Source organism: Ruegeria sp. BH6 (genome assembly GCF_056538105.1).
The window spans coordinates 429,062-453,280 of record NZ_JBQFSR010000002.1 but is presented as its reverse complement, the minus strand read 5'-3'; the positions used below and the strand labels follow the sequence as shown (position 1 = coordinate 453,280).

The 24,219-nt window shown below is 57.8% G+C and carries 23 protein-coding genes; 12 read left to right on the top strand and 11 right to left on the bottom strand.

Translation table 11 applies throughout. From position 1 onward, the window contains the following. Positions 1 to 60: 60 nt before the first annotated feature. Together ACR0B8_RS07485 and thrS are read right to left on the bottom strand one after the other, a co-directional pair. Entirely contained in the window at positions 61 to 363 is a 303-nt protein-coding gene (locus ACR0B8_RS07485) for a BufA1 family periplasmic bufferin-type metallophore (protein ID WP_170349161.1), read from the bottom strand. Between the two features lie 222 nt (positions 364 to 585). Then, positions 586 to 2,544 (bottom strand): threonine--tRNA ligase, encoded by a 1,959-nt coding sequence (gene thrS / locus ACR0B8_RS07480; RefSeq protein WP_170349160.1) that lies wholly within the window; start codon positions 2,542 to 2,544, stop codon positions 586 to 588. Positions 2,545 to 2,736: 192 nt separating this feature from the next. Here thrS and ACR0B8_RS07475 point away from each other — a divergent pair, with 192 nt between their 5' ends. The 5 genes from ACR0B8_RS07475 to ACR0B8_RS07455 all read left to right on the top strand — a co-directional run bounded on the left by ACR0B8_RS07475 (position 2,737) and on the right by ACR0B8_RS07455 (position 6,340). After that, positions 2,737 to 3,486 carry an alpha/beta hydrolase gene (locus ACR0B8_RS07475; RefSeq protein ID WP_170359148.1) on the top strand — a complete coding sequence of 250 codons (750 nt, stop codon included), beginning with the start codon at positions 2,737 to 2,739 and terminating at the stop codon, positions 3,484 to 3,486. Continuing rightward, positions 3,486 to 4,478: an alpha/beta hydrolase gene (locus ACR0B8_RS07470; protein ID WP_170359146.1), complete on the top strand. Its 993-nt coding sequence runs from the start codon at positions 3,486 to 3,488 to the stop codon at positions 4,476 to 4,478. Before ACR0B8_RS07475 ends, ACR0B8_RS07470 begins: the two co-directional genes overlap by 1 nt. Beyond that, positions 4,478 to 4,906, top strand: a complete 429-nt coding sequence (locus ACR0B8_RS07465; RefSeq protein ID WP_170359144.1) for a VOC family protein — start codon at positions 4,478 to 4,480, stop codon at positions 4,904 to 4,906. Before ACR0B8_RS07470 ends, ACR0B8_RS07465 begins: the two co-directional genes overlap by 1 nt. Before the next feature lie 17 nt (positions 4,907 to 4,923). Then, a complete protein-coding gene (locus ACR0B8_RS07460) occupies positions 4,924 to 5,538 on the top strand; it encodes a hypothetical protein (protein WP_226688799.1) in 615 nt (204 codons plus the stop codon). Between the two features lie 85 nt (positions 5,539 to 5,623). Continuing rightward, a complete protein-coding gene (locus ACR0B8_RS07455; protein ID WP_226688277.1) occupies positions 5,624 to 6,340 on the top strand; it encodes an alpha/beta fold hydrolase in 717 nt (238 codons plus the stop codon). Here ACR0B8_RS07455 and ACR0B8_RS07450 read toward each other — a convergent pair. Together ACR0B8_RS07450 and phaZ are read right to left on the bottom strand one after the other, a co-directional pair. Beyond that, the gene (locus tag ACR0B8_RS07450) at positions 6,331 to 6,891 is read right to left on the bottom strand and encodes a DUF6151 family protein (protein ID WP_226688278.1); all 561 of its coding nucleotides are present in this window, start codon (positions 6,889 to 6,891) and stop codon (positions 6,331 to 6,333) included. The two genes, ACR0B8_RS07455 and ACR0B8_RS07450, sit on opposite strands and share 10 nt — an antisense overlap. Before the next feature lie 28 nt (positions 6,892 to 6,919). Continuing rightward, positions 6,920 to 8,191, bottom strand: coding sequence for a polyhydroxyalkanoate depolymerase (phaZ, locus tag ACR0B8_RS07445; protein WP_170349154.1), 1,272 nt, complete (start codon positions 8,189 to 8,191; stop codon positions 6,920 to 6,922). A 114-nt stretch (positions 8,192 to 8,305) separates the two neighbouring features. Here phaZ and ACR0B8_RS07440 point away from each other — a divergent pair, with 114 nt between their 5' ends. The 4 genes from ACR0B8_RS07440 (at position 8,306) to ACR0B8_RS07425 (ending at position 12,146) form a co-directional block, all read left to right on the top strand. After that, positions 8,306 to 10,108 carry a PHA/PHB synthase family protein gene (locus tag ACR0B8_RS07440; protein WP_226688279.1) on the top strand — a complete coding sequence of 601 codons (1,803 nt, stop codon included), beginning with the start codon at positions 8,306 to 8,308 and terminating at the stop codon, positions 10,106 to 10,108. A 131-nt stretch (positions 10,109 to 10,239) separates the two neighbouring features. Further along, the gene (locus tag ACR0B8_RS07435; RefSeq protein WP_170349152.1) at positions 10,240 to 10,686 is read left to right on the top strand and encodes a phasin family protein; all 447 of its coding nucleotides are present in this window, start codon (positions 10,240 to 10,242) and stop codon (positions 10,684 to 10,686) included. Between the two features lie 135 nt (positions 10,687 to 10,821). Next, positions 10,822 to 11,376 carry a polyhydroxyalkanoate synthesis repressor PhaR gene (phaR, locus tag ACR0B8_RS07430; protein WP_170375923.1) on the top strand — a complete coding sequence of 185 codons (555 nt, stop codon included), beginning with the start codon at positions 10,822 to 10,824 and terminating at the stop codon, positions 11,374 to 11,376. A gap of 104 nt (positions 11,377 to 11,480) precedes the next feature. Next, entirely contained in the window at positions 11,481 to 12,146 is a 666-nt protein-coding gene (locus tag ACR0B8_RS07425) for a trypsin-like serine peptidase (protein ID WP_480658054.1), read from the top strand. Positions 12,147 to 12,152: 6 nt separating this feature from the next. Here ACR0B8_RS07425 and ACR0B8_RS07420 read toward each other — a convergent pair whose 3' ends face one another. Beyond that, positions 12,153 to 13,367, bottom strand: coding sequence for a DegT/DnrJ/EryC1/StrS family aminotransferase (locus ACR0B8_RS07420; RefSeq protein WP_480658056.1), 1,215 nt, complete (start codon positions 13,365 to 13,367; stop codon positions 12,153 to 12,155). A gap of 228 nt (positions 13,368 to 13,595) precedes the next feature. Here ACR0B8_RS07420 and ACR0B8_RS07415 point away from each other — a divergent pair, with 228 nt between their 5' ends. Continuing rightward, positions 13,596 to 14,564 (top strand): formylglycine-generating enzyme family protein, encoded by a 969-nt coding sequence (locus ACR0B8_RS07415; protein WP_480658058.1) that lies wholly within the window; start codon positions 13,596 to 13,598, stop codon positions 14,562 to 14,564. Between the two features lie 174 nt (positions 14,565 to 14,738). Here the strand turns inward: ACR0B8_RS07415 and ACR0B8_RS07410 are convergent, their stop codons facing one another. The 6 genes from ACR0B8_RS07410 to ACR0B8_RS07385 all read right to left on the bottom strand — a co-directional run bounded on the left by ACR0B8_RS07410 (position 14,739) and on the right by ACR0B8_RS07385 (position 22,260). Further along, entirely contained in the window at positions 14,739 to 16,043 is a 1,305-nt protein-coding gene (locus tag ACR0B8_RS07410; protein ID WP_480658060.1) for an NAD(P)/FAD-dependent oxidoreductase, read from the bottom strand. An 8-nt stretch (positions 16,044 to 16,051) separates the two neighbouring features. Beyond that, positions 16,052 to 17,410, bottom strand: coding sequence for a glutamine synthetase family protein (locus tag ACR0B8_RS07405; RefSeq protein WP_170349147.1), 1,359 nt, complete (start codon positions 17,408 to 17,410; stop codon positions 16,052 to 16,054). Then, the gene (locus ACR0B8_RS07400; RefSeq protein WP_170410363.1) at positions 17,410 to 18,090 is read right to left on the bottom strand and encodes a type 1 glutamine amidotransferase; all 681 of its coding nucleotides are present in this window, start codon (positions 18,088 to 18,090) and stop codon (positions 17,410 to 17,412) included. The genes ACR0B8_RS07405 and ACR0B8_RS07400 overlap by 1 nt, the downstream gene beginning before the upstream one ends. A 58-nt stretch (positions 18,091 to 18,148) precedes the next feature. Then, entirely contained in the window at positions 18,149 to 19,468 is a 1,320-nt protein-coding gene (locus tag ACR0B8_RS07395; RefSeq protein WP_226688283.1) for a glutamine synthetase family protein, read from the bottom strand. A 137-nt stretch (positions 19,469 to 19,605) separates the two neighbouring features. Continuing rightward, a complete protein-coding gene (locus tag ACR0B8_RS07390) occupies positions 19,606 to 21,792 on the bottom strand; it encodes a xanthine dehydrogenase family protein molybdopterin-binding subunit (protein ID WP_480658062.1) in 2,187 nt (728 codons plus the stop codon). A gap of 3 nt (positions 21,793 to 21,795) precedes the next feature. Next, the gene (locus ACR0B8_RS07385) at positions 21,796 to 22,260 is read right to left on the bottom strand and encodes a (2Fe-2S)-binding protein (RefSeq protein WP_170359124.1); all 465 of its coding nucleotides are present in this window, start codon (positions 22,258 to 22,260) and stop codon (positions 21,796 to 21,798) included. Positions 22,261 to 22,399: 139 nt separating this feature from the next. Between ACR0B8_RS07385 and ACR0B8_RS07380 the strand changes: the two genes are divergently transcribed. Then, positions 22,400 to 23,002 (top strand): TetR/AcrR family transcriptional regulator, encoded by a 603-nt coding sequence (locus ACR0B8_RS07380; RefSeq protein WP_170349142.1) that lies wholly within the window; start codon positions 22,400 to 22,402, stop codon positions 23,000 to 23,002. Between the two features lie 154 nt (positions 23,003 to 23,156). Further along, positions 23,157 to 24,182, top strand: a complete 1,026-nt coding sequence (gene dusA, locus ACR0B8_RS07375; RefSeq protein WP_170349141.1) for a tRNA dihydrouridine(20/20a) synthase DusA — start codon at positions 23,157 to 23,159, stop codon at positions 24,180 to 24,182. Positions 24,183 to 24,219 lie beyond the last annotated feature (37 nt).

Here is a 24,219-nt window from a genome sequence, read left to right as displayed (position 1 = left end):
CTTGTTCTAGAAGTAAGGGGCGGGCGAAGTCGCCCGCCCCCTGACTAGCTTAGGCCAGACTTATGCCGGCAGATCGCGGTCCTGAGCTTCCAGCGAGCCTTTGCGCGGTGTGCCGTCAGCCTCGGCCGGCAGTTCGATATCGGCGCAGGTACCTGCATCGACCAGAGTCCAGGCGTTGCCCTGATAGTCTACGGTCGAGGTGCCCGCGCAGGTTGTGCCGGGGCCCGCGGCGCAGTCGTTCTGACCGGCCAGCGAAATGCCATAGCATTTCTCTTTGGCTTGTGCGGTGGCAGTTGTGGCTGCGCCCGAAACGGCAGCTGCGACTGCGGTTGCGATAACCAGTGATTTTGCGGTGTTCGACATCTCGGTAATCCCTTTTGATGACTGCGTATGTCTGCTTGTGACAATGACAAAGGTAGTGGCTTGCGGCCCAGAGTTGAATTCACGAGCCCGTGTCTCACAAGCCCGTCAGGGCGCACAATGCCCCCTTGTAAGTTAATATACTGTTTTTGAATAAGAAAAGAGGAAATATTTCAATTCGGCCCCAAAAGCGGGGCCGAATTCATGGCAATTCCATGCCGAATGTTACAACAGATCCGGCGGTGTCGCGGCCTGTGAAAGCTCATTTGTTACAGCTTCAAGCGATTGAACCTGCGTTTGTTTTTCGCCCAGCCGGCGAACGCTGACGGTGCGTTCGTCAACTTCGCGATGACCGACGGCCAGAATGACCGGAACCTTGCCGACCGAATGTTCGCGAACCTTGTAGTTGATCTTTTCGTTGCGGATGTCTGCCTCGGCGCGGACACCGGCGGCCTTGAGCGTCTCAACCACTTCGGCCACATAATCATCGGCTTCTGACGTGATCGAGGCGACGACGACCTGACGCGGGGCCAGCCAGAACGGCAGCTTGCCTGCGTGTTCTTCGATAAGAATGCCGATGAAGCGTTCGAACGAACCCAGCGTAGCCCTGTGCAGCATGAACGGGCGGTGCTTGGCGCCGTCGGCACCGATAAAGCTGGCATCCAGCCGCTCGGGCAGGTTGGGGTCCACCTGCAGGGTCCCGCATTGCCATGTCCTGCCGATCGCGTCGGTCAGAGTGAACTCCAGCTTGGGTCCATAAAACGCGCCTTCGCCTTCTAGCAGCTCATACTCATATCCGGCGGCCTTACAGGCATCGCCCAGCGCCTTTTCGACCAGGTCCCAGCTTTCATCCGACCCGATCCGTTTTTCCGGACGAGTAGACAGTTTGATCGTCCAGTCATGGAAGCCCAGATCGGCATAGACCTTAGACAGAAAGGCAATGAACTTGGCGGTCTCGGATTCGATCTGATCCTCGGCACAGAAGATGTGACCATCATCCTGTGTGAATCCACGCACGCGCATGATTCCGTGCAGCGCGCCCGAAGGCTCATAACGGGCACAAGACCCGAATTCAGCCATCCGCAACGGCAGATCACGATAGGATTTCAGGCCCTGATTGAACACCTGCACGTGACAGGGGCAGTTCATCGGTTTCAGCGCGTTGATTGCCTTTTCGCGGGCATGTTCCTCGTCGACTTCGACGATGAACATATTTTCCTGATACTTGTCCCAGTGGCCCGAGGCCTCCCACAGTTTGCGGTCGACAACCTGAGGCGTGTTCACCTCGACATATCCATCGCGCTCCTGCATCCGGCGCATATAGTCCTGTAGGGTGGTGTAGATTTTCCAGCCGTTCGGATGCCAAAAGATTTGGCCGGGGGCCTCTTCCTGCATGTGGAACAGGTTCATCTCGCGGCCCAGCTTGCGGTGGTCGCGCTTGGCGGCCTCTTCCAGCATATGCAGGTGAGCTTTCAGCTTTTCCTTGCCGGTGAAGGCCACGCCATAGATACGCTGCAGCATCGCGCGGTCGCTGTCACCGCGCCAATAGGCTCCGGCGATGGACATCAGCTTGAACGCATCGCCTGGAACCTGACCGGTATGCTGCAGATGCGGGCCGCGGCACAGGTCCTGCCAGTCGCCATGCCAATACATGCGGAGCGGCTCGTCGCCCGGAATGGCGTCGATCAGTTCGACCTTATAGGGCTCGTCATTGGCGGTGTAGAAATCGATCGCACGCTGACGGTCCCAGACTTCGGTGGTCACGGGGTCGCGCTTGTTGATGATTTCCTTCATCTTTTTTTCGATCAGGCCAAGGTCTTCGGGCGTGAAAGGTTCCGCCCGATCAAAGTCATAATACCAGCCATTTTCGATGACGGGGCCGATGGTGACCTTGGTATCGGGCCAGATTTCCTGCACCGCGCGAGCCATGATGTGCGCCAGGTCGTGGCGGATCAGTTCATTAGCCTGAACCTCATCCTTCATGGTGTGAATGGCGATATCGGAATCGGATTCAATGGGCCATTGCAGGTCCCAGTGCTGGCCATTCACCGTGGCCGAGATGGCCTTTTTCGCCAGCGAGGTCGAGATATCGGCAGCCACCTGCGCGGGCGTTACGCCTGCGTCATAAGAACGTGCATTGCCATCGGGAAAGGTGAGTGAGACGGATTTTGCATCCAGGGCCATATCGGCTCTCCTCGTCGGTTTGGCGCCCACTGAACGCCCGGTTGCGGGTTGTGTGTGCGGCTCATGTGGCAGGTGCAGCAAAACCTGTCAAGTGTCGATGGGAGCAGGACTGACGCTGCGAGACTGCGAAAATCGGGAATTGCGACCACTGGTCTGCCGTGCATGATGTGATGCAAATGGAAAGAGGGTTTCATGGCAGCTACGGAATTTCTGATCACCGCAAAAGACCGGCGGTTGGCCTATCACAAAAGTGAAGGCCATGGCCCGACCGTCGTTTTTCTGGGCGGACTCAAATCTGACATGGAAGGCACCAAAGCGGTGCATCTGGAAGACTGGGCACAGGCGCGCGGGCAGGCGTTTTTGCGGTTCGACTATTCCGGTCATGGTGAAAGTTCCGAGAAATTCACCGATGGCTGTATTGGCGATTGGCACGAAGATACGATTGAGGCTGTGGCAGCCTTGACCGAAGGGCCGTTAATCGTTGTCGGATCATCCATGGGCGGGTGGCAGGCGCTGTTGCTTGCCAGAACGATACCCGAACGGATCGCTGGTATGGTGACCATTGCCGCCGCGCCTGATTTCACTGAGGACGGCTATTGGGCGTCGTTCAGCGCCGAACACAAGGCTGCGCTAGATAGTGTTGGGCATGTGGAACTGCCCTCGGATTATATGGAACCCTACATCATCACCAAGCGGATGATCGAAGACGGGCGGCAACGGTTGGTGCTGCGCGACGCGCTAGACCTGCCTTTCCCGGTGCGCTTTCTGCAGGGCACGGCGGATACGGCGGTGTCCACCGAAACGGCTGTCCGGTTGCTGGAACACGCCAGTGGGCCAGATATGCGTTTATTGCTGGTCAAAGACGCAGATCACCGGTTCTCGGACGGCCCCTGTCTGGGGTTGATCGAAAATGCGGTGCTTGAGGTGATGGAGGCCAGCTGATGCAGCGCTTTGGGTGGTTTCTTGGGCGTCTGCTGCTGGCACTGATTGTTGTCGGTGGCCTGATCTATTGGTTCGGGCCGCGTGAACAGGTCGACCTGCATCCCCGCTTTGATCCGCGCAAATTCGGCGAAGGGGTTCAGGTCTACTTTGAAAGCACAGAATCCGCCCATGACGACATCGTGCCCGGAGTGGAAAAGCGCGTGGTCTGGCAGGACGGGTTCAAAGAACAACGCACGCCCGTTTCGGTTGTCTATGTGCATGGCTTTTCGGCCTCGTCCGAGGAAATCCGTCCGGTGCCGGATAAGGTGGCCGACGCTCTGGGGGCCAATCTGGTCTATACGCGCCTGAAGGGACATGGTCGCGATGGCCCGGCAATGGCCGGAGGGACGGCTACGGGCTGGATGCAGGATATGGCCGAGGGGTTGGCCGCGGCGCGGGCCGTTGGCGACAAGGTTGTTGTCATCTCAACCTCGACCGGCGGAACGCTGGCCGCAGCAGCAGCGTTAGATGAAGAACTGAGCCAAGACGTGGCGGCTTTGGTCTTTGTGTCTCCGAATTTCGGGGTGAACACACCGGGCGCGTGGATTCCCGGCTTGCCCTGGGCGCGGAAGTGGCTGCCCTTGGTGATGGGGGAGGAACGGGATGTCTCTGGCCCGGACCCGGAGGTAAACACCTATTGGACCTCGGTTTACCCGTGGGAGGCTGTGGTGCCGATGACCCTGTTGGTCGAGGCTGTCTATGCGTTGGACTTCTCGAGCGCGCAGATTCCGGCGCTGTTTTGGTTTTCGGATGACGATCAAGTCGTGCGGCCCGATCTGACGCATAAAGTGGCCGAAAGATGGGGTGGACCGAAGACGGTCAATCTGGTGACAATGGGGCCAGGGGATGATCCCGCGTCGCATGTGATCGCGGGTCGGCTGATGTCCCCGGGGCAGACGGACGCGACTGTTGCAGGTATTCTGGACTGGCTGAGTGAGCAGGGGATCGAATAGTGGACCAGCGAGTAAGCTTGATCACAGTTGGGGTGGATGACCCCGAGCTTGCCGCAGGGTTCTATGAGGACATGGGTTGGAAACGGGTCAGCAGCCCCGACGGGGTAATTGCCTTTGACCTTATCGGTCAGACTTTTGGTTTGTACCCGTTGTCTGCATTGGCTGAAGAGATCGGAGTTGACGTTGACACTCTGGGCCATGGTGCGCTGACGCTCAGCTACAATTGCCGGTCAAAGGGCGAGGTTGCGCAGGTGTTGGACAAGGCCGGGGAAGCCGGAGCCGAGATTTTGAAACCGGCATCTGATGTTTTCTGGGGCGGGCATCACGGGTATTTCCGCGCCCCCGATAGGACGATCTGGGAAGTGGCCTTCAATCCTTTCTCTGCGCTTGCACCGGACGGTGCCTTTTGCTGGAACGGGTATGGGTAATGCGCAAGCCGGGCAGCATGTGGAGCCTTGAAACGCTTGGGCGTGTACGTCTGTCCCGGCATTTCTTCATGCGGGAATTCCTGTATTCTGAGATTGGAAATTTCCATGAAAAGCAAAACCTTCCAGTTAATCCTGACCTTGCCATCGAAACGGGGCGCGCCTTTTGCCAGACCCTGCTGGACCCGCTTGAGGAAACCTTTGGACGTATCGCGGTCCGGTCCGGGTATCGATCACCCTCGTTGAATCAATTCGGGAATGAGAACCGATTGAACTGCGCCCGCAACGACAACCCGTTGGAATGCCATATCTGGGATCGGGGCGAAGGGGATGCCCGGATCGCCGGGGCGTCAATCGTCATCCCTTGGTTCGCCGATCAATACGATGCGGGACGTGATTGGCGTGATTTGGCGTGGTGGATGCACGATCATCTGGACTATTCCGAAATCTGGTTCTTTCCCAAACTCTGCGCCTTTAATCTGGTGTGGAGGCCACACCCCCATCGCCGGATCGACAGCTATATTGCGCCGCGCGGGTGTTTGCTGCGCGCCGGGGCTGAGCCGGGCGAAGACCTAAAAACCCGTCGCAACCGATATGCAGATTTCCCGCCTTTCCGGGACATCAAATATCCCTGAAGTTTAACTTGCCCGAACCTGCAAAACCCCTCATCCTGAGTGCAAAGAGCATTGCTTATAAAGTTGAAGTGTTGCGAGGCCCCGCGTGATCGAGCCGCTGGTTTTACTGCCTGAAATGATGTGCGACGCACGGTTGTTTGAACCCCAGATCAACAGCTTGTCGCGGCACCGCGCGGTTATGGTTGCACCGATTTCACTGGGCGAACGTATCGAAGAGATTGCGTCGTCCCTTCTGGACCAACTGCCGCGACGATTTGCGCTGGCTGGGTCGGGTATGGGGGGCGTGGTGGCGCTGGAACTGGTTCGGCGCGCGCCGGATCGGGTGTCGCGTCTTTGCCTGATGGCGACGGATGCGCAGGCCGATACACCTCAGACCGCGGCGGCGCGCGAAGAGTTGTTGGTCGCCACGAAAATGGGTCGGCTGGAAGAGGTGATGCGTCGGATAATCAGCTCGAACACGTTGGCACCGGGACCGCGGCGCATACCCATTCTGAACGATTTGGTCGCAATGGCGCTGGATCTGGGGCCCGAGGTGTTCGAACGTCAGATTCGCGCTCTGCAACGGCGTCCCGATCAGCAAAGTGAGCTGAGGCGCATCAAGGTGCCAACACTGGTTCTGTCCGGCGCGCATGACACCCTTACACCGCTACGCAAACATACCTTTATGTCCGAACTGATACCGGGTGCCGATTTGAAAGTTATTGACGAGGCCGGGCACCTGCCGACGCTCGAAGCGCCCGATTTCGTGAATGACGCGCTGACACAATGGCTAAGCGCACCCGCTCGCGCAGCTTACGTGTAGAATTTCGCGCGCTCAGTCTTGCTGAGTATCGTCGGTGCGACCACAGGTTTGCCGTCGCCTAGGTCAAAAAACGGCGTGTTTCTCCAGCTTCCGGACAGCCACGATTTGCTGAGGCGCGTCAGCATCCCAACCGCTGCATAGCGCAGTTTTTCATGCGATTGCTTGCCGTTCGGCTGCGGAACAAAGCCACGGGTTGTGATCGGACCAAGCCCGCTTGGATCGGAGATGCGCTTGACGTCGAACCCCGCAAAAGGAAACTTCGCGGTCCGCGCGGTAGTCGCCAGCGGCGCATTGCAGCAACTGGAATACCACCGCAACATCCCTTTGGGGCTTAGCTGCATCAGCGCAAGTTTTTCCGAGCCCCCTTCGAAGCAGATCTCCTCTGGGCTCATCTGTAGGATGTTGACAGGGCCGGGGGATGGATCGGGTTGACCGAAGTACAGCTGTGCTGCGCGGCAGTCGCGGCAAAAGCAACCGACATGGGTGCCCGAATGCACTCCTTCAGCGGTGATATGCCCGTGCAAAGTACCGCATTCGCAGGAGAAGGGCATTGGGTGGGCCGCTCTCCCGCTCATTTTGTCAGGCGATCTTGTTCTTATTGGCGGCCCGGCGTTGTGGTTTGCGGGCGTTGGCGGTCATGAAGTCGATCACCAGTGGCCGGATATTGTCACGCCAGCTGCGTCCGGCGAAAATGCCATAGTGCCCGGCTGCTGGTTCAACATGACTGGCCTTCTTTGATGCGGGCAAACCGGTGCAAAGGTCCAACGCCGCGATACACTGGCCGGGGGCCGAGATATCGTCATTTGCGCCTTCAACCGTCTTGACCGCAACATTGGTGATTTTGCCGATGTCCACCTTGTGGCCCGCGACGACGAATTCGTTCCGGGCAATTTCGCGGTTCTTGAACACACGCTCAACCGTCGACAGATAGAATTCGGCGGTCATGTCCATAACGGCCAGATATTCATCGTAGAAACGGTTATGCGCATCATGGTCCGAAGCTTCGTCTTGCATAACGCGCTGAATCTGCTCTGAGAACGCTTTGGAATGACGCTCTGCGTTCATCGACATAAAAGACGCCAACTGCAACAGGCCGGGGTAGACCATGCGGCCAACGCCTTTGTACTTGAAGCCGACACGCTGGATCATGGTCTCTTCCAGCTGCCCCATGGTGACGCGGCGGCCAAAATCGGTCACATCGGTCGGGGTGGCATCGGGGTCTACCGGTCCACCTATCAGGGTCAGCGTGCTGGGTTGCGCTTTGGGCTCAACCTCGGCCAGATAGGCCGTGGCGGCCAGAGTCAGCGGTGCAGGTTGACAAATCGCCACCACATGAGTGTCGGGACCAAGTTCTTTCATGAAATCGACAAGATAGAGTGTATAGTCCTCTACATCGAACTTGCCTTCGGAAACAGGAATGTCGCGCGCGTTATGCCAATCAGTGATATAGACTTCGCAATTCACCAGCAGGCTTTTCACCGTCGAGCGCAACAACGTCGCATAATGCCCGGACATCGGCGCCACCAGCAACACCTTGAGGGGCTGTTCCTCGCGCCCATTGACCCGGAAATGCACCAGATCACCAAAGGGACGTTCGACAACGGTCGTGATATCGACCAGATGGTCTTTGCCATCCTCGCATGTAAAAGTGCGGATGCCCCAGTCCGGTTTGACGATCATCCGTTGGAAAGTACGTTCGGTGACATCACCCCAGGCAGCCATCATACTAATTGCGGGGTTGGGAATCATGGAAAACGCGGGGTAGGATGCGATTGCGCTGGCAGTTGCGCCCATCCATTGGTTGGTGTTGCGCATCGTTTCCATCAGGTCGTATGTCATCATGTAGCGCATGGAAAAAGGGGCCTCCTAGATGTCAGCCAATAAGATTGGACCATTCGCCGCTTTGCCCCCCGACACCCACGACGTTATTCTGCGTAGCAGCGAGGTTAGGGGGGAATTGTTAAAATGACAACAAGTGAAGATCAGATGCCAGAACTGACCGAAGAAAACGTTGAACGCCTTAAAGAAAATATGGAAAAGGTCGAGGCGCTTTCGAAGCGGCTGATCGAAGTCATGTCGGCCAAAAAGCCTCATACCCCCGCTTTGGATGGCCCGAATCAAGAGCTTTTCGCACGAGCAGCAACAGCTTATTGGGCCGAAGCTTGGCAAAATCCGGCAAAACTGCTGGAACAACAGATAGAATACTGGGGCAAGTCGGTATTGAACTTCGCCGAAGCCCAAAAAGCAATGACCACGGGCGAGGCTGACGATGACCAGCCCAAACCCCAGGATAAGCGTTTTTCCAACCCCTTATGGGAAACCAACCCCTATTTCCGTCTGATCCGGCAGCAATACCAGACCAACGCAGAAGCCATCGCGCAGGCCGTGGCCTCGGTTGAGGATCTGGATGCCAAGGACAAACGCCGCCTCAAATACTTCTCGCAGCAGATTGTCGACATGATGTCCCCCACGAATTTCCTGGCGACCAATCCAGACGCTCTGCAAAAGGCGGTTGAGACCGAAGGGCAGTCATTGATCAAAGGGCTGGAAAACCTTGTCTCGGATCTTGAGGCCAATGACGGCGAGCTGGTTGTCAAACTGGCCGATGAAAGCGCGTTTGAGGTCGGCGGCAATCTGGCGACCACTCCGGGTGATGTGGTCTATCGCAATCGTATGATGGAACTGATCCAGTACAAACCCGCGACTGAAACGGTGTATGAAACACCAATCGTGCTGTTCCCGCCCTGGATCAACAAGTTCTATATCCTTGACCTTAAGGCCCAAAACAGTCTGATCAAATGGATCACTGAAAAAGGCTATACACTGATTGTGGTCAGTTGGATCAATCCTGATGAAAGCTATGCGGATGTTGGGATGGAAGATTATATCGAAGATGGCTTTCTGACCGCGATCGAAGAAACTAAGAAAATCTGCAAGGTCAAGCAGGTGAACGCGATTGGCTATTGCATTGCTGGTACTACTCTAAGTTTGACCCTGGCGTTGCAGAAGCAGCGCGGCGACAAGTCGATCAAATCGGCCACCATGTTTACTGCGTTGACGGATTTTTCCGAACAGGGCGAGTTTACGCCATTTCTGCAGAACGACTTCATTGACGGGGTTGAGGCAGAGGTAAACAAAGAAGGCATTCTGCGCTCATGGATCATGGGGCGCACCATGTCCTTTCTGCGCTCGCGCGATCTGGTCTACGGTCCAGCCATCCGCAGCTATATGCTGGGCGAGATGCCGCCAGCCTTTGATCTGCTGTACTGGAATGGGGACGGGGCCAACCTGCCTGCCAAGATGACGGTGCAATACCTGCGCGGGCTATGCCAGCGCAATGAGTTCGCCGAAGGCGGTTTCGAACTTCTCGGGCACAAGCTGCATGTCAGTGACGTGGACGTGCCGTTGATGGCGATCACCTGTCAGACGGATCACATTGCTGCTTGGAAAGACTGCTATCGTGGTGTGCAAAAGATGGGGTCACGTTCCAAGACTTTTGTCGTCTCGGAATCCGGTCACATCGCAGGCATCATCAACCCGCCCAGCAAGAAGAAATACGGCCACTACACCAACCCCGATCTGAAGGTGGACGCGGACACCTGGATGAAAGAGGCCGACTTCCACGAAGGTTCGTGGTGGCCCCTGTGGGAGGCCTGGTTGAAGAAGCGATCCGGCAAGCAGGTTCCTGCCCGCGATACCGGCGATTCGGATCACCCACGGCTTGTGCCAGCACCCGGGACCTATGTGGTGGCCGATCCAAACAACTGATTTCATTTTGAAACTTAAGATTTTCTGCAATGCAGCAAGAAAAAACTTGCAATGCTGCATTGCAGCAATCATATTGTCCTCAAGCTGATGAAAGCCGGGGTGGGCCCGGTTCGGCAAAAAGGATTAGGACAATGGCAAAGACTCAAGACTTTACCGCGACCCTGAAAGACATGATGGGTGCATTCCCCGTTGACACCACCGCTCTGGAAGGTGCCTTCAAATCGACCGCTTCGCTGAACGAAAAGCTTTCCGGTGTTGCTCTGGAAGCAGCAGAGAAGTCGGCTGAAATCTCGAACAAATGGACCAAAGACACACTGTCCAAGCTGACCGAGATGTCGAAAGCAAAGGCCGAGCCTGCTGAATACGCAAAAGCCGCAACCGACTTCGCAAGCGCGTCGGCTGAAGTTGCTGCTGAAAACATGGCTGCTTTCGCTGAAATCGCGAAAAAACTGCAGACTGAAACCGTCGAGCTGCTGATGGCTGCTGGTAAAGACGCTGCTGAAGAAGCAACCGTTGCTGTTCAGAAAGCCACCAACGACGTGACTGCTGCTGCCAAAAAAGCTGCAGCCACCAAGTAAAATTTGGGCGCGAGGCGCACCCACTCCTCCCATTTGGTGCAATCGCGCAGGGCAGGTCTTAGGACCTGCCCTTTCTTTTTGTTCTGCGGTCGCATAATCTCTGCTGCAACGCATCATCCTTGGGGAGGGCAAACGGTGCCAGAACAAGAAAAACCGCTGTTGATCAAGCGCTATGCAAGCCGCAGGCTGTATAACACCGAGACCAGCGACTATGTTACGCTCGAAGATATCGCGACCTTCATCCGCGATGGGCGCGAAGTGCAGATCATTGACCTGAAATCTGGCGACGATCTGACCCGGCAATATCTACTGCAAATCATCGCCGAACACGAAAGCCGGGGTGAAAATGTGCTGCCGGTCAACGTTCTGAACGATCTGGTGCGCAGCTACATGATTCCAGGCGGCGGGATGATGCCGCAATTCCTGCAAAGTTCATTTGAAATGCTGCGCGAAAGCCAAAGCAAGATGATGGAGAATATGAATGCCATGAACCCGATGTCGCAGATACCGGGTTTCGAAGCCATGCAGGCGCAGCAACAGGCATTCCTCAAGGCGATGACCGGGGGGTTGTCAGGCAATTGGTCAGGCCCAGAAGAAGGTGAAGATGCCAATCCGGAATCGAAAGAAGATCTGGATGACATCAAAAAGCAGCTGGCTGAGTTGCAGAAAAAGCTCTCCAAGTTGAACTGACGTCTGTTGTGTTGCGCTGGCTGGTCCTGAGTGTTGCGGTGCTTTGGGCCCACCCGGCGCTATCACAGGGCGTTTTTTCAGAAGGCTGGTCTGCGGTTTGCACGATGGGCACCCAATCTGATGAAGGGTGCGATGCCATTCGTGCGCGCGAGATCTTGGATGCCGATCAGCCCCCATGGCGTGCCATTGGGCGCCTCAATTTCGCCAGCAGGGATCGGCGGTCACATTGTACTGGCGTATTGGTGTCTGACCGGCTGGTCCTGACTGCTGCGCATTGCCTGTACAATTCCCCACGCAAACGCTGGATACCGCCCTCTAGCATCCGGTTTGCCGCTGGCTATCAACGCGGAGAGGCCGCGGCCGTTGCGGGTATCGATGGGTATAAGTTGCATCCGGAACAAGGCGCTGACGGGGCGTTCGACGACCGTACCGAATTGGACTGGGCAGTTCTGGAATTGACCGAGCCTATTGGTCAAACGGTTGGTTATCTGCCGTTGGCACCTGCGTTGACGCCTTCGTCGTTTGTTGCGGGGTATCCCGGTCTTCGGCCTCATGTCCTCAGTCGGACTTTGACCTGTGCGCCGCTCCCCCTTGAAGGTGGAATGGTCTTGTCGCTGTGCCCGGTCATGATGGGAGATTCCGGTGCGCCGCTTTTAGTGGACACGCCGACCGGCCCCCAAGTCGCGGCGATCCTGTCGCGTGTGGGTGTAACCCCCGAGGGGATTACAGCCCTGTTTCTGTCGACCGAGGTGTTTGACCTCGATCCGTAAGCCTTATCAAGTTCCGTAGACGGGAACCGGACCGGTCACCTCGCCGACCGAAGCCAGCAGAATATCGGCGATCACGTCTAGTTCTTCCTTGGTCAGCCGTACAGGCAGACGGACGTCGCACGCTTTCATCAGCATGTCCCGTGTCTGCGGCAAGTCGAACTTCTCGGGCAGGAATTGCCAGTTCCAGAAGGCGCGGGCGTTGTCTTCGCTCAGGCCGAAAACCTGAACTTTGACACCGCGTGCCTCTGAAGCCGCCGCAAAGGCGCGGATTTCGGCCTCATTCATTCCGACCAGATTGAACTGGATCGAATCCGGTGCCCGACGTTCGGGTGTCAGGGGGGCAGGGACGTCGATATGGGACGAGGTGTTCAGCCGCTCGGCCACATAGTCGTGGTTCGACAAGCCATCCCGCACGCGCCGCGCCAGCTCGGGGATCTGCGGTCGGATCACGGCAGCGCTCAGGTTGCTCATCCGCAGGTTGTACAGCGGCAACTGGTTCTGCCAGCGGGCAAAGGCTTGCTCCAACTCGGGCGAGTTGTCGCCATGCGGGGTTTTGTGCTTCTTCCAGTTGTGCTCATAAGCGCCCGACATGATCACGGCCTGGGCCACCAGGTCGGCATCGTCGGTGATCAGGATGCCGCCTTCCCCCGCGTTGATCATCTTGTAGGACTGGAATGAAAAGCACCCCACCTTGCCGATGGTGCCAATGTTCTGCCCATGCCAGGTTGTGCCCAGCGAATGAGCCGCATCCTCGATCACCGGGATGTCGCGTTCGTTGCACAGCGCCATGATGGCATCCATGTCGGACGTGTGGCCGCGCATATGGCTGATGATTACGGCCTGTACGCCGTCCAGCTTGGTGGCGAAATCTTCCATGTCGATGCGATAATTCTCGCCGACCTCACACAGCACCGGAATGCAATCCGCATGCACGACAGACGAGGGCACGGCAGCAAAGGTAAAGCCGGGAATCAGAACCCGTGCATCTCGCGGCAAGCCCAACGCTTTGATAGACAGGAACAATGCGGCCGAGCACGATGACACGGCCAACGCGTATTTCGTACCCAGCAGGGCGGCAAATTCCGCCTCGAGCAAGGCCACCGGCGCATCCTGCGGCGCGGTATAGCGGAACAGGTCGCCCGACTGCATCAGGGCGTCGATGGCTTCTTTTGCAGCTGCGGGGATGGGTTCGGCGTCATGAACGTTTGGAGGAAGCGTCATATTTGATTTTCCCAAATTCTAACTTTGGGAAAGATAAAGCTAAATGGGGGGCAATAAAACCCCTCAATCGCCATGTTGGCGAAATTTCACCAATCCTTCATAGTCGGAAGGTCGCAGGTCAGCCTGCGACAGGTCCCAAAAAGTATTTTGAGCTTGCAACTTCGGGGGCAGTAAGGTGCCAATGACCCAACCTTTACGCTTTTTTGTTTGATGGGTTGGATCACGGCTTTGACATTCGCACGTTTCACTTGCCTTTGGGCGCTTTCAACGTTCGCTTCGGCAGTATGTGCGGAATATGTGCTTTCGGATGGCACTGAAGTTGCACCGCTTGATGTGTTTCAGGAATGCGATGTTTGTCCTGAAATGATCGTCTTACCCCTTGGTGAATTTACGATGGGAGGACCGATCGGAGACTCGATAAACGGGTTGGTCATGCTAGATGGCAAATTGGCTATGGTCGACGTCGGGCATCCGGCCATTGGTAAAGATGAACGACCGTTGCATCGCGTTGAAATCGATATTCCCATCGCCATGGCGCGCAACGAAATCACCTATGATCAATGGATGGCTTGTGTCCACGATGGCGGGTGCGGCGGGTATTCTCCAAACAATGTGATCTTAAAACTAAATGAGAACCGGAAGCACGTCAGAATCCCAGTGTACGACGACCATCCCGTTGTCAACGTGTCCTATCTTGATGCGCAGGCCTATGTCGAATGGCTCAACGAAAAGGTTGGCGTTCAAGCTTACAGGTTACCCACCGAGGCAGAGTGGGAATATGCAGCCCGAGCAGGAACGCAGACACGTTTTGCGCAAGGGGATGAGCTGACATCTGAGCAAGCGAATTTCTATGGGCGCGGAACGGAACGACTAAGCGGCGTTCCGCGGCCGGATTTGCTCTCTCGGATGCTTCCAGTTCCGGTGGACGAATTGGATGCGGCCAACGAATGGGGGCTACGGCATATGTCTGGGAACGTCAACGAACAGACGCGGTCCTGCTACACCAATGAATATGCTGGCTGGTCCACCTCAAGTGAATGGTTGCACCAAAGCGAAGTTGAGAGTTGTAAGCGCGTATCTCGAGGGGGTGCATTCAACACAGGAATGGACTCAGTCCGCGTGGCGTCTCGAGGCTCAGGATCTGAAACTCATCGTAGCCAGTATTCCGGTTTTCGCGTTGTTCGCCAAATGAACTGAAATTGCTACATTGGTCTAGTTTTAGGAAAATTCTGCGAAATGGAATCATACAGGCGGCCTTGACGCGTCCAGTGCTTGGGGGCGTTAATCGAAAACCGATGTATACTTCGCGATTTGCCGAACTGAGTAATGCAAATGAGGACAAGCAAGCATTCGAGCTGGTGTTCTTCGCCCTCAAAACCCCAACCGATCCCGCAGCGCAAACCACGTCATTGCCAGAACCAGCAGCGGGCTGCGCAGGGCGGAGCCACCGGGAAAGGGCAGGGCGGGGACGCGGGCCATGGTGTCAAAGCCTTCGGCTTGTCCTTGGACAGCCATTGCCATCAGCTGACCGGCATGGGTGGCCGTGCCGACACCGTGGCCGGAATAGCCCGAGGCGGACAGGATATTCGGTGCAACCCGCGCCAGATAGGGCATGCGACGCATGGTGATGGCCAATGTGCCGCCCCAGGCATAGTCGATCTTCACATCCTGCAGATGCGGGAAGATCTCTGTCATCGGTTTGCGCACTTTGGCGGCAATGTCGCTAGGGAAGCGATAGCCATAACTCTCACCACCGCCAAACAGCAGGCGACCATCCGAGCTGAGGCGGAAGTAATTCACCACGAATTTCGTGTCGGCGACCGCAACGTCCTGCGTCAGGACGCGGGCGGCGTCGGCCCCCAATGGCTCGGTCGCCGCAATGAAGTTATTGATCGGCATGACCCTTGAGGCCACCTTGCGATTCAGATCGCCAAGGTAGCCGTTGCAGGCCAGAATAACGTGGTCGGCACTGACCGTTCCGTTCGCCGTCTGCACCTTGGCGGGTTGGCCTTCGTCGATACCGGTGACCTCAGTGCCCTCAAAGATACGCACCCCGGCCTTTACCGCGGCTTGTGCCAGACCCAAGGCAAAGTTCAACGGATGCAGATGTGCCGCACCCATGTCCAGATATCCCCCTTTATACGAGGGCGATGGGCACAGCACGTGGCCGGCGGTTTCATCCAACAATTCGATCTGATCGTAACCGTAACGGCCGGATAGATGTGCGGCATGTTCGTGCAGGTCTTGCTGCTCGCCTGCGCTGAGGCCTAGAACGGCAACGCCCGGTTTCAGGTCGCAGTTGATCTGGTGCTTAGCGATCAGCGATTTGACCAGATCTTTTGCGTCCTCTGCCAGATCCCATAGCTTGGCCGCATCATCGTTTCCAACCAACCGCTCGAGGTCTTCCTGGTCCATGCGCTGGGCGCTTCCCAACTGACCACCGTTGCGACCGGACGCGCCGAACCCCACACGGTGCGCCTCAAGCAGCACCACGTTGAGCCCGGCTTCGGCCAAATGCAGCGCGGCGGACAGGCCGGTGTAGCCTGCACCGACGACACAGACATCGGCTGTCTCGTCTTTGCAGAGTGCCGGAAACCGACCCACCGAGTTGGCCGTCGCCGCATACCAACTGGCCGGATACTCGGCCTTGCGGTCGTTGGAATAGAGCAGGTTCATCGCGTACCTCAGACGTTCAGCAGCAGATGCTCACGCTCCCACGGAGAGATCACCTGCAGGAATTCCTCGTATTCTGCGCGTTTGACGATGCTGTAGACGCGGGCGAATTCTGGGCCAAGGACCTCATGCAGGGCGTCGGCCTCATCAAACAGGTCAAGCGCGCTGCCCATAACCTGCGGGATATCGCCTTCGCCTTCATAGGCGTCGCCATAGAATTGACGGCGGGGACGTTCCTGCTGTGTCAGGCCGAGATAGCCACAGGCCAGCGACAGCGCGATGCCCAGATAAGGGTTGCAGTCCATCCCGGCGATACGGTTTTCGACCCGCCGCGCCTCAGGCCCGGACAGGGGTACGCGGATACCGGTGGTGCGATTATCACGCGCCCATTCCAGATTGATCGGTGCGGCGTGGTCTTTCACGTAGCGACGGTAGGAGTTCACGTAAGGCGCCATCACGGCCAGCCCGGCGGGCAGGTGGTTCTGCAGCCCGGCAATGAAGTTATAGAACGCATCTGTCTCACCGCCCTGTGGACCAGAGAATATGTTTTGCCCGGTCTCGGTATCGATGATCGAGTGGTGGATATGCATGGCCGAGCCCGGCTCATCCTCGATCGGCTTGGCCATGAAGGTGGCAAAGCAATCGTGACGCAAAGCGGCCTCGCGGATCAGGCGTTTGAAGTAGAACACCTCATCCGCCAGCTTGACCGGATCGCCGTGCCGCAGATTTATTTCCAGCTGACCCGCGCCGCCTTCTTGCGTGATGCCGTCGATCTCGAATCCCTGGTGTTCGGCGAAATCGTAGATGTCGTCGATCACTGGACCGAACTCGTCCACCGCCGTCATCGAATAGGCCTGACGAGCCGCCGCCGGACGGCCCGAACGCCCCATCATCGGCTTGATCCCCTGCGCCGGATCGACATTGCGGGCGACCAGAAAGAACTCCATTTCAGGCGCGACAATCGGCTTCCAGCCCTTGTCGTGATACATCTGCACCACCCGTTTCAGCACGTTGCGGGGGCTGAAGGGGATCGGCTCTCCATCCCGGTCATAGGCGTCGTGGATCACTTGCAGTGTCCAGTCGCCCGTCCAGGGCGCGGCCGAGGCGGTCGAAAAGTCAGGCTTGAGGATCATGTCCCGTTCGATAAACCCGTCCTCGCCGGCGGCCTCACCCCAATCACCTGTGATGGTCTGGTAGAAAACGCTGTCGGGCAGGTGGAAATAGGCCTGCTTTGCAAATTTCGAGGCGGGCACAGCCTTGCCACGGGCGATACCGGGTAAGTCCGAGATGATGCATTCAACCTCATCCAGCCGTTGGCCGTCGATATAAGTTCGGGCTGCCTGTGGCAGTTGATCTTTCCAGTCGGCCATCAGGCCCTCTCTTTCTTCAGAAACTCGGCCATCAACTGCCCGATCTTCGGATTGTCATTCTGGGCGGGCAGGCGGTTGGCTGCCGCCTCCATCAGTGCATCGGGCACAACGCCTTTCCCGCGCGTGTTCATGAGGCCCTGAATGAAGGCATCGCCGTATTCCGGATGCGCCTGCACCGTCCAGACGTTGTCGCCATAGGCCACCATCGCGTTACGGCAGAAAGTGTTTGTGCCCAACACGCGCGCGTCTTCGGGCAAATCAATCACTTGATCCTGATGCCAGGCGTTCAGCGTTATGGTCTGGCCGTCATATTCATAGTCCGTGCGTCCAACGGCCCAGCCGCCTTTGAATTTCTCGACTTTCCCGCCAAGTGCCTGCGCAATGATCTGGTGGCCGAAACAGACACCGATCAGGGGGCGTCCGCTTTGGCGAATGGCGCGGATCAGATCTTCAAGAGGCGGTATCCACGGGTGGTTCTCATACGCGCCGTGGCGCGAGCCAGTGATGACCCAGCCATCGGCCTGAAGCTCATCTTTTGGGAACTGCCCGTCCACGACGGCGAAGGTTTCGTAGGTAAAGCCATTGCCGTCCAGAAGCGCGCGAAACATCGCGTCATATTCGTCGAACTGGTCCTGCAATACGTCAGGAGGGTGGCCGGTCAGTAGGATGCCGATTTTCATGGGTCACCAAATTTGATCAAATTTATTCTAGCCCACCGGGTTCACGTGGGCAAGAGGGTCATACCGCTTCCAGATAGCTTAGCCAGTGTTCTTCCACCGGGCGGTCGGCAAAGCGGCGCATTTCCTGCCGCTTGGTCATGGCGAAAAAGCGGATCAGATCGGCGGGGAAGATGCGCGCTACGTTCGGGTCGGTTTCGAACGCGGTAATGGCTGCACCCCAATCTGCCGCCAGGTGCGGCAGGCTGTCGATCTCATATGCATTGCCCGAGATTGGGGCGGGGGGTTCGGTCTCGTCCTCGATCCCGTTCAGCGCGGCACCCAGCACGGCCGCCAGCATCAGATAAGGGTTGATGTCGCCGCCCGCGACGCGATGTTCGATCCGCCGCGCGGCAGGGGCACCGCCGGGAATGCGAAGGGCGGCGGTGCGGTTTTCATAGGCCCAACTGGCACCGGTCGGGGCGTGCGCGCCGGGTATAAGGCGCGTGTAGGAATTGCCGTGGGGCGCAAATATCAGCGTGCAGCCCGGCATCGCCGACAGACATCCGGCAACGGCCCAGCGCAGCAGATCAGTGCCCTCAGGCCCGCCATTGTCGAATACGTTTCGGCCTTCCTCATCAACGACCGAAAAATGCACGTGCATCCCGTTGCCCGCGTCATCGGCGTACGGTTTCGACATGAATGTGGCCGTAAACCCATGTTTGCGGGCAAGGCCGCGCGTCAAGGTCTTGAAAAGCCACGTATCATCGGCGCAGCGCATGGCATCCTGATGGTTCAGGTTGATCTCGAACTGGCCAATGCCGCTTTCGGATATCGCTGTCTGGGCTGGTATGCCCATGGCTGCGCATCCGTCGTAGAGATCGGTGAAAAACGCGTCGAACGCGTCCATCTCAGCCATGGACAAAACTGCCTCATCCGCCAGCCGCCGATCTGTGACCGGGTTGATTGGAGGCTGCGGCTGGGGGCCGGATGCGTCCAGCAGAGTGAACTCCAGTTCGGTCGCTGCGATGACAGACCAACCGCGCTGGGCATAGCGTTCCAGCACAGCGGCCAGCGCGTGCCGGGGATCCCCAGCAAAGGGCACACCTGCGTCGTCATGCAAGCACATCGGGACCAGTGCGGTGTCTGCTTCCAGCCAAGGCATCGGCACCGGCCCGCGGTCCGTCGGCAGCAGCATTCCATCGGCGTCACCGGATTCAAAGACCAGCGGGCTGCCGTCGATATCCGCGCCCCATAGATCCACGTTCAACGCGGAAAAAGGCATCCGCACCGCGCCTTTGGTCAGCTTGTCGGCATATGAGGGCGGCACTCGCTTGCCGCGCATCTGACCGTTCAGGTCACAGGCAGTAACGCGAAAACTGTGCAGGGCGCTCAGGTCCATCGGGGTCTCCATCCTTCGAGTTACCCGAGATGTAATAGGTTAAACGCGCCTTGTCACTAAATTTGATCAAATTATTGCCGCAGTGGTTTTGCAGCAAGTTGCTCCGCGCCAGAGGGGGACGGCGCGGAGCAGGGGCTTTAAACGAAGCTGACGCCGTTTTCAGCCATTGGCAGTTCGGCTACATGCGTGCCTGACAATGCGTTGATTGCATTGGCCAACGCCGGGGCCGAGGGTGGGGTGCCCGGTTCGCCAACACCTGTGGGTGCCTCGGCTGATGGAACGATATGTACGTCAATCGCGGCGATGTCGCCAATCCGCAGCGGCTCATAATCCGGGAAGTTGAATTGATCCACAGTGCCATCTGTCAGCGTGATCTGATCGCGCATGACATGTCCGATGCCGTAACCGATGCCGCCTTCCATCTGCGCGCGCACCACATCGGGGTTCACCGCAATGCCACAATCGACAGCACAAGTGACCTTTTCGATCTTGATGCCGTTTTCCGGATCGCCCGATACCTCGACAACCTGAGCGGCATAGGAACCAAAGGACTTGTGAACTGCGATACCCTGCGCGCGACCTGCAGGCGCGTTGCCCCAGTTGCCTTTTTCAGCCGCCAGTTTCAGAACCGTAGCTTTGCGTGCCTGATCCGGGTTGCTGGCGTCGGCAAGGTGCGACAGTCGGAACTTCACCGGATCGCGCCCTGCGGCTTCGGCAACTGCATCCATCATCGTCTCCATGACATAGCCGGTGTGGGTGTGGCCCACAGAGCGCCACCACAGTACCGTCGTTGCCTTCGGCGTGTCGGTCAGCCCAAGCGCCATTCCGGGGATGGCATAAGGACTGTCGGCGATACCTTCGATCGAGCTGTGGTCGATCCCGTCATGCACCAGAACGGATTCAAACGGAGTGCCCTTGATGACCGATTGGCCAGCTACCTGATGTTGCCAGCCAACGATGTCGCCATTGGCATTCAGTCCCACACGGACCTTGTGACCAAAGGCAGGGCGGTAATAGCCGCTGCGGATGTCATCCTCACGCGTCCAGACCAGCTTAACCGGGCGCGAGCGGTCGGTGACCACAAAGGCCAGCGCTGCCTCGACTTGGTAATCCGCATCAGGTGTCGCGCGACGCCCGAACGACCCGCCTGCCAGCATCGTCTTGATGTGAATCTTTTCGGGCGGCAGTTGGAAGATTTGCTGATACGCCATGTGCGGGCCGGTCGGCATTTGCGCACCGTCATGCAAGACGATGTCGCCCTCGGCGGTTTGTTCGATGGTGCAGTTCAGAGGCTCCATCGGAGCATGCGCCAGCAGCGGGAAGTAAAAGGTCTTTTCGATGACCTTGTCTGCCCCGTCGATTGCTGCTGCGACTGCTGCGAAGTCCGCATTGTTCACGTTATAAGTTGGTTCGGCATCCAGTGCGGCCATGATCTCGGCCTTGATCTGATCCGAATGGCGGGTTTCCGCGCCCGACATATCCCAATCAACCTCAAGCGCGTCACGCGCCTGGATCGCGGCCCAGGTGTTTTCAGCGTAAACCGCGACCCCTGCCTGATTGGGCAGAACGGCGGCTGAGATATAGCCTTTGACTTCTTTCGACGCGCTGTCGTCAAAGCCGTTGGCGATACCGCCTTTTGACTCAGGGCGCTTGATCATGGCGACCATCTGGTTTGGCAGCTGAACGTCCATGGCGTACATGGCCTGACCGTTGCCTTTGATGGCGGAATCCTTGCGGCGCACGGATTCGTTGCCGATCAGACGGAATTCCGATGGGTCTTTCAGGCCCGGCTCAGCGGGCGCGTCTAGCTGAGAGGCCGCAGCCACAAACTCGGCAATCGGGGCGGATTGGTCGCCCGCTTTGACGATGCCTTCGTCGATGGTGATACCCGCGGCATCCACGCCCCAGCTTTGGGCGGCGGCGGCGATCAGCATTTCGCGCGCGGCGGCACCAGCCTGACGATATTGCATCCACGAATTCGCCATCGCGGTCGACCCGCCGGTGCCCTGAAAGGGGCCGAACAGAAGGTTGTTGTAAACCTGCGCGTTAGATGGCGCGAATTCGTAGTTGATCTGATCCATGCGAAGACCGATTTCTTCGGCGATCAACGTCGGCAGGCCGGTTGCGGGGCCCTGACCTTTTTCAAAGTGTTTGACGATGGCCGTCACTGTGCCATTCGCATCAATCTTGACGAAGGGGTTGAATTGCGCAGTCTCGGATGAGGTCGCAGCCAGCACGCCATCGGCACGCGCACCAACCAGCAGAACAGCACCGGCAGCGGCGGCCCCTTTCAGAAACCCACGGCGAGAGGTGTTGATGGTCATAGATCAGGCCTCCAGAATTTCGGACGCGCGCTGAATGCCGGCGCGAATGCGTTGATAGGTGGCGCAGCGGCAGGCATTGCCGTGCATGTAATTGTCAATCTCTTCGACGGATGGGGTGGGATTTTCGGACAACAGCCCAACGGCCGACATCACCTGACCCGATTGGCAATAGCCGCACTGAACGACGTCCAACTCAACCCAGGCCTGCTGAACGGCGGCGCCGATCTTGTCATTGCCGACGGCCTCGATTGTGGTGATCTCGGCATCTTCGACGTCTTCGATATAGGTCTGGCACGAGCGTACGGGCTCGCCATTCAGGTGTACGGTGCAGGCACCGCACGAGGCGACGCCGCAGCCGAATTTGGTTCCAGTTAGTTTTAATTCATCCCGGATTACCCACAGCAAGGGCGTGCCGGGTTCGGCGTCAACCGTGTGGGTTTCGCCATTCAGTTTCAATGTCAGTGCCATGAGGGGACCTTCCGTGTTGGGCTGGTTACCTGAGTCGGTAAACTGGCGCGTTTACTAGTGGCACAGAATATCGCCATTGTAAACTCCTGCGTTTACCTAGGATTTGACCGCCCCCTGTCAATAGGTCTATAGCTCTGACATGACCGAATGCAGCGCACCGAATGCGACCAAATACGCGCAGATCATCGAAGCTGCTGTGGCCGAGTTCCAGGACAAGGGCTTTGCCGCAGCCAGCATGGATCGCATCTCGGCGCAGGCCGAGGTGTCTAAGCGTACGCTGTATAAGTATTTCGAAAGCAAGGAAAACCTGTTTCGCTCGATTGTGATCGAGCTGTCCAGCCGCTTTGCCGAAGTGGTCGAAATCCGGTACAAAAAAGGCCGTGATATTCGCGAACAACTGACCGAACTGGCCTGGGCCGAAGGGCGCATCCTGATGATGCCGGATGTGATGGCGATGTCCCGGATGGTGATCAGCGAAACCTTGCGCAGCCCGGCCCTTGCTGCCGAGGCGACAGGCAAACTAGACAAAACTGCCGCCTTCATCGGCATGATGCGGGATGCAGCCGAGGACGGGCAATTGCGGATCGACGATCCGGAACAGGCGGGGCGCGAATTCATCGGCCTGATCAAAGCGCGCGCATTTTGGCCCCTTTTGTTCACCGGGTCTGTGCTGAGCGAGGCCGAAATGGCCGAAACCATCGAAAACAGCGTCGAAATGATGATCAGCCGTTATGCGGTGTAAGGGTCAAAACCCGTCACATATCATCCGCCCTGGCTGAGATTCGTCACGAAACTGACAATTTGGCATTCCGAGTGGCACTCGATCCCGAAATAGTGCTACAGGGCTGTTCTGAAATGATCCCCTGAGGAACAAGGCCAAGACGGGCGCGGAAAGTATGTCGAATTTAGCAGAAAACACAGCCCTGAAAGGGGGTGGACTTAGGCGCGCGGCCCGTCTGTCCGTTGCCCCCATGATGGACTGGACGGATCGGCACTGTCGCTATCTGCACCGGCTGCTCAGTGGGCAGGCGTTGCTTTACACGGAAATGGTGACGGCCCCAGCGCTGGTGCGCGGTGGGGCGATGCATTTGCTGAGATACAGCCCTCAGGAACACCCCGTAGCGCTGCAACTGGGCGGGTCCGACCCAAAAGAATTGGCGCAGGCAGCGCAGCTTGGGACCGAGGCGGGCTATGATGAAGTCAACCTGAACTGCGGCTGCCCTTCGGATCGGGTGCAGTCCGGCACGTTTGGGGCGGTTTTGATGAAGGACCCGGGCCGGGTTGCCGAATGCGTATCTGCTATGTGTGAGGTTGTGGATGTTGACGTGACGGTCAAATGCCGGATCGGCGTGGATGAACAAAACCCCGAAGAGGTTCTGCCAACATTTCTGGACCAAATCCGCGCGGCCGGTTGCGAACGGGTGACAATCCACGCGCGTAAGGCTTGGTTGCAGGGTCTCAGCCCCAAGGAAAACCGCGATATTCCGCCTTTGGATTATGATCTGGTTCACCGGATGAAGGCGGCATTTCCCGATCTGCATATCTCGATCAATGGGGGCATTACCTCTCTGGATCAGGCGCGAACGCATCTTGAGGCAGGGTTGGACGGCGTCATGATCGGGCGCGCGGCCTATCATCAGCCGACCGACATTTTGGCGGAAGCCGACCCGCTGATCTACGGCACCGGGCAGGCCGCTGATCCCGTCGAAGTTGTGCAGAAAATAGTTCCCTATGTCGAGGCTCACCTTGTCGAAGGGGGCCGGTTGCACCAGATCACTCGTCATATGCTGGGCTTGTTTGCCGGTCGCCCCGGTGCGCGGGCCTGGCGGCGGGCCTTGTCCGAAGGCGCGGTGCATGAGGGCGCGGGCCCCGAGGTGATGTTGCAGGCACTGGAGCGCGTGGCGCCTCTGGTCGAGGTTTGAGCGGATCAAGTTACGGCCACAGGCCGCTATGGGGGGA

Excerpts from the sequence above, each read along its gene's own strand:
- ACR0B8_RS07485 (WP_170349161.1), bottom strand. The coding sequence starts at position 363 with ATGTCGAACACCGCAAAATCACTGGTTATCGCAACCGCAGTCGCAGCT.
- thrS (WP_170349160.1), bottom strand. The coding sequence starts at position 2,544 with ATGGCCCTGGATGCAAAATCCGTCTCACTCACCTTTCCCGATGGCAAT.
- ACR0B8_RS07475 (WP_170359148.1), top strand. The coding sequence starts at position 2,737 with ATGGCAGCTACGGAATTTCTGATCACCGCAAAAGACCGGCGGTTGGCC.
- ACR0B8_RS07470 (WP_170359146.1), top strand. The coding sequence starts at position 3,486 with ATGCAGCGCTTTGGGTGGTTTCTTGGGCGTCTGCTGCTGGCACTGATT.
- ACR0B8_RS07460 (WP_226688799.1), top strand. The coding sequence starts at position 4,924 with ATGTGGAGCCTTGAAACGCTTGGGCGTGTACGTCTGTCCCGGCATTTC.
- ACR0B8_RS07450 (WP_226688278.1), bottom strand. The coding sequence starts at position 6,891 with ATGCCCTTCTCCTGCGAATGCGGTACTTTGCACGGGCATATCACCGCT.
- phaZ (WP_170349154.1), bottom strand. The coding sequence starts at position 8,191 with ATGCGCTACATGATGACATACGACCTGATGGAAACGATGCGCAACACC.
- ACR0B8_RS07440 (WP_226688279.1), top strand. The coding sequence starts at position 8,306 with ATGACAACAAGTGAAGATCAGATGCCAGAACTGACCGAAGAAAACGTT.
- ACR0B8_RS07435 (WP_170349152.1), top strand. The coding sequence starts at position 10,240 with ATGGCAAAGACTCAAGACTTTACCGCGACCCTGAAAGACATGATGGGT.
- ACR0B8_RS07425 (WP_480658054.1), top strand. The coding sequence starts at position 11,481 with ATGGGCACCCAATCTGATGAAGGGTGCGATGCCATTCGTGCGCGCGAG.
- ACR0B8_RS07420 (WP_480658056.1), bottom strand. The coding sequence starts at position 13,367 with ATGACGCTTCCTCCAAACGTTCATGACGCCGAACCCATCCCCGCAGCT.
- ACR0B8_RS07410 (WP_480658060.1), bottom strand. The coding sequence starts at position 16,043 with ATGAACCTGCTCTATTCCAACGACCGCAAGGCCGAGTATCCGGCCAGT.
- ACR0B8_RS07405 (WP_170349147.1), bottom strand. The coding sequence starts at position 17,410 with ATGGCCGACTGGAAAGATCAACTGCCACAGGCAGCCCGAACTTATATC.
- ACR0B8_RS07400 (WP_170410363.1), bottom strand. The coding sequence starts at position 18,090 with ATGAAAATCGGCATCCTACTGACCGGCCACCCTCCTGACGTATTGCAG.
- ACR0B8_RS07395 (WP_226688283.1), bottom strand. The coding sequence starts at position 19,468 with ATGGACCTGAGCGCCCTGCACAGTTTTCGCGTTACTGCCTGTGACCTG.
- ACR0B8_RS07390 (WP_480658062.1), bottom strand. The coding sequence starts at position 21,792 with ATGACCATCAACACCTCTCGCCGTGGGTTTCTGAAAGGGGCCGCCGCT.
- ACR0B8_RS07385 (WP_170359124.1), bottom strand. The coding sequence starts at position 22,260 with ATGGCACTGACATTGAAACTGAATGGCGAAACCCACACGGTTGACGCC.
- ACR0B8_RS07380 (WP_170349142.1), top strand. The coding sequence starts at position 22,400 with ATGACCGAATGCAGCGCACCGAATGCGACCAAATACGCGCAGATCATC.
- dusA (WP_170349141.1), top strand. The coding sequence starts at position 23,157 with ATGTCGAATTTAGCAGAAAACACAGCCCTGAAAGGGGGTGGACTTAGG.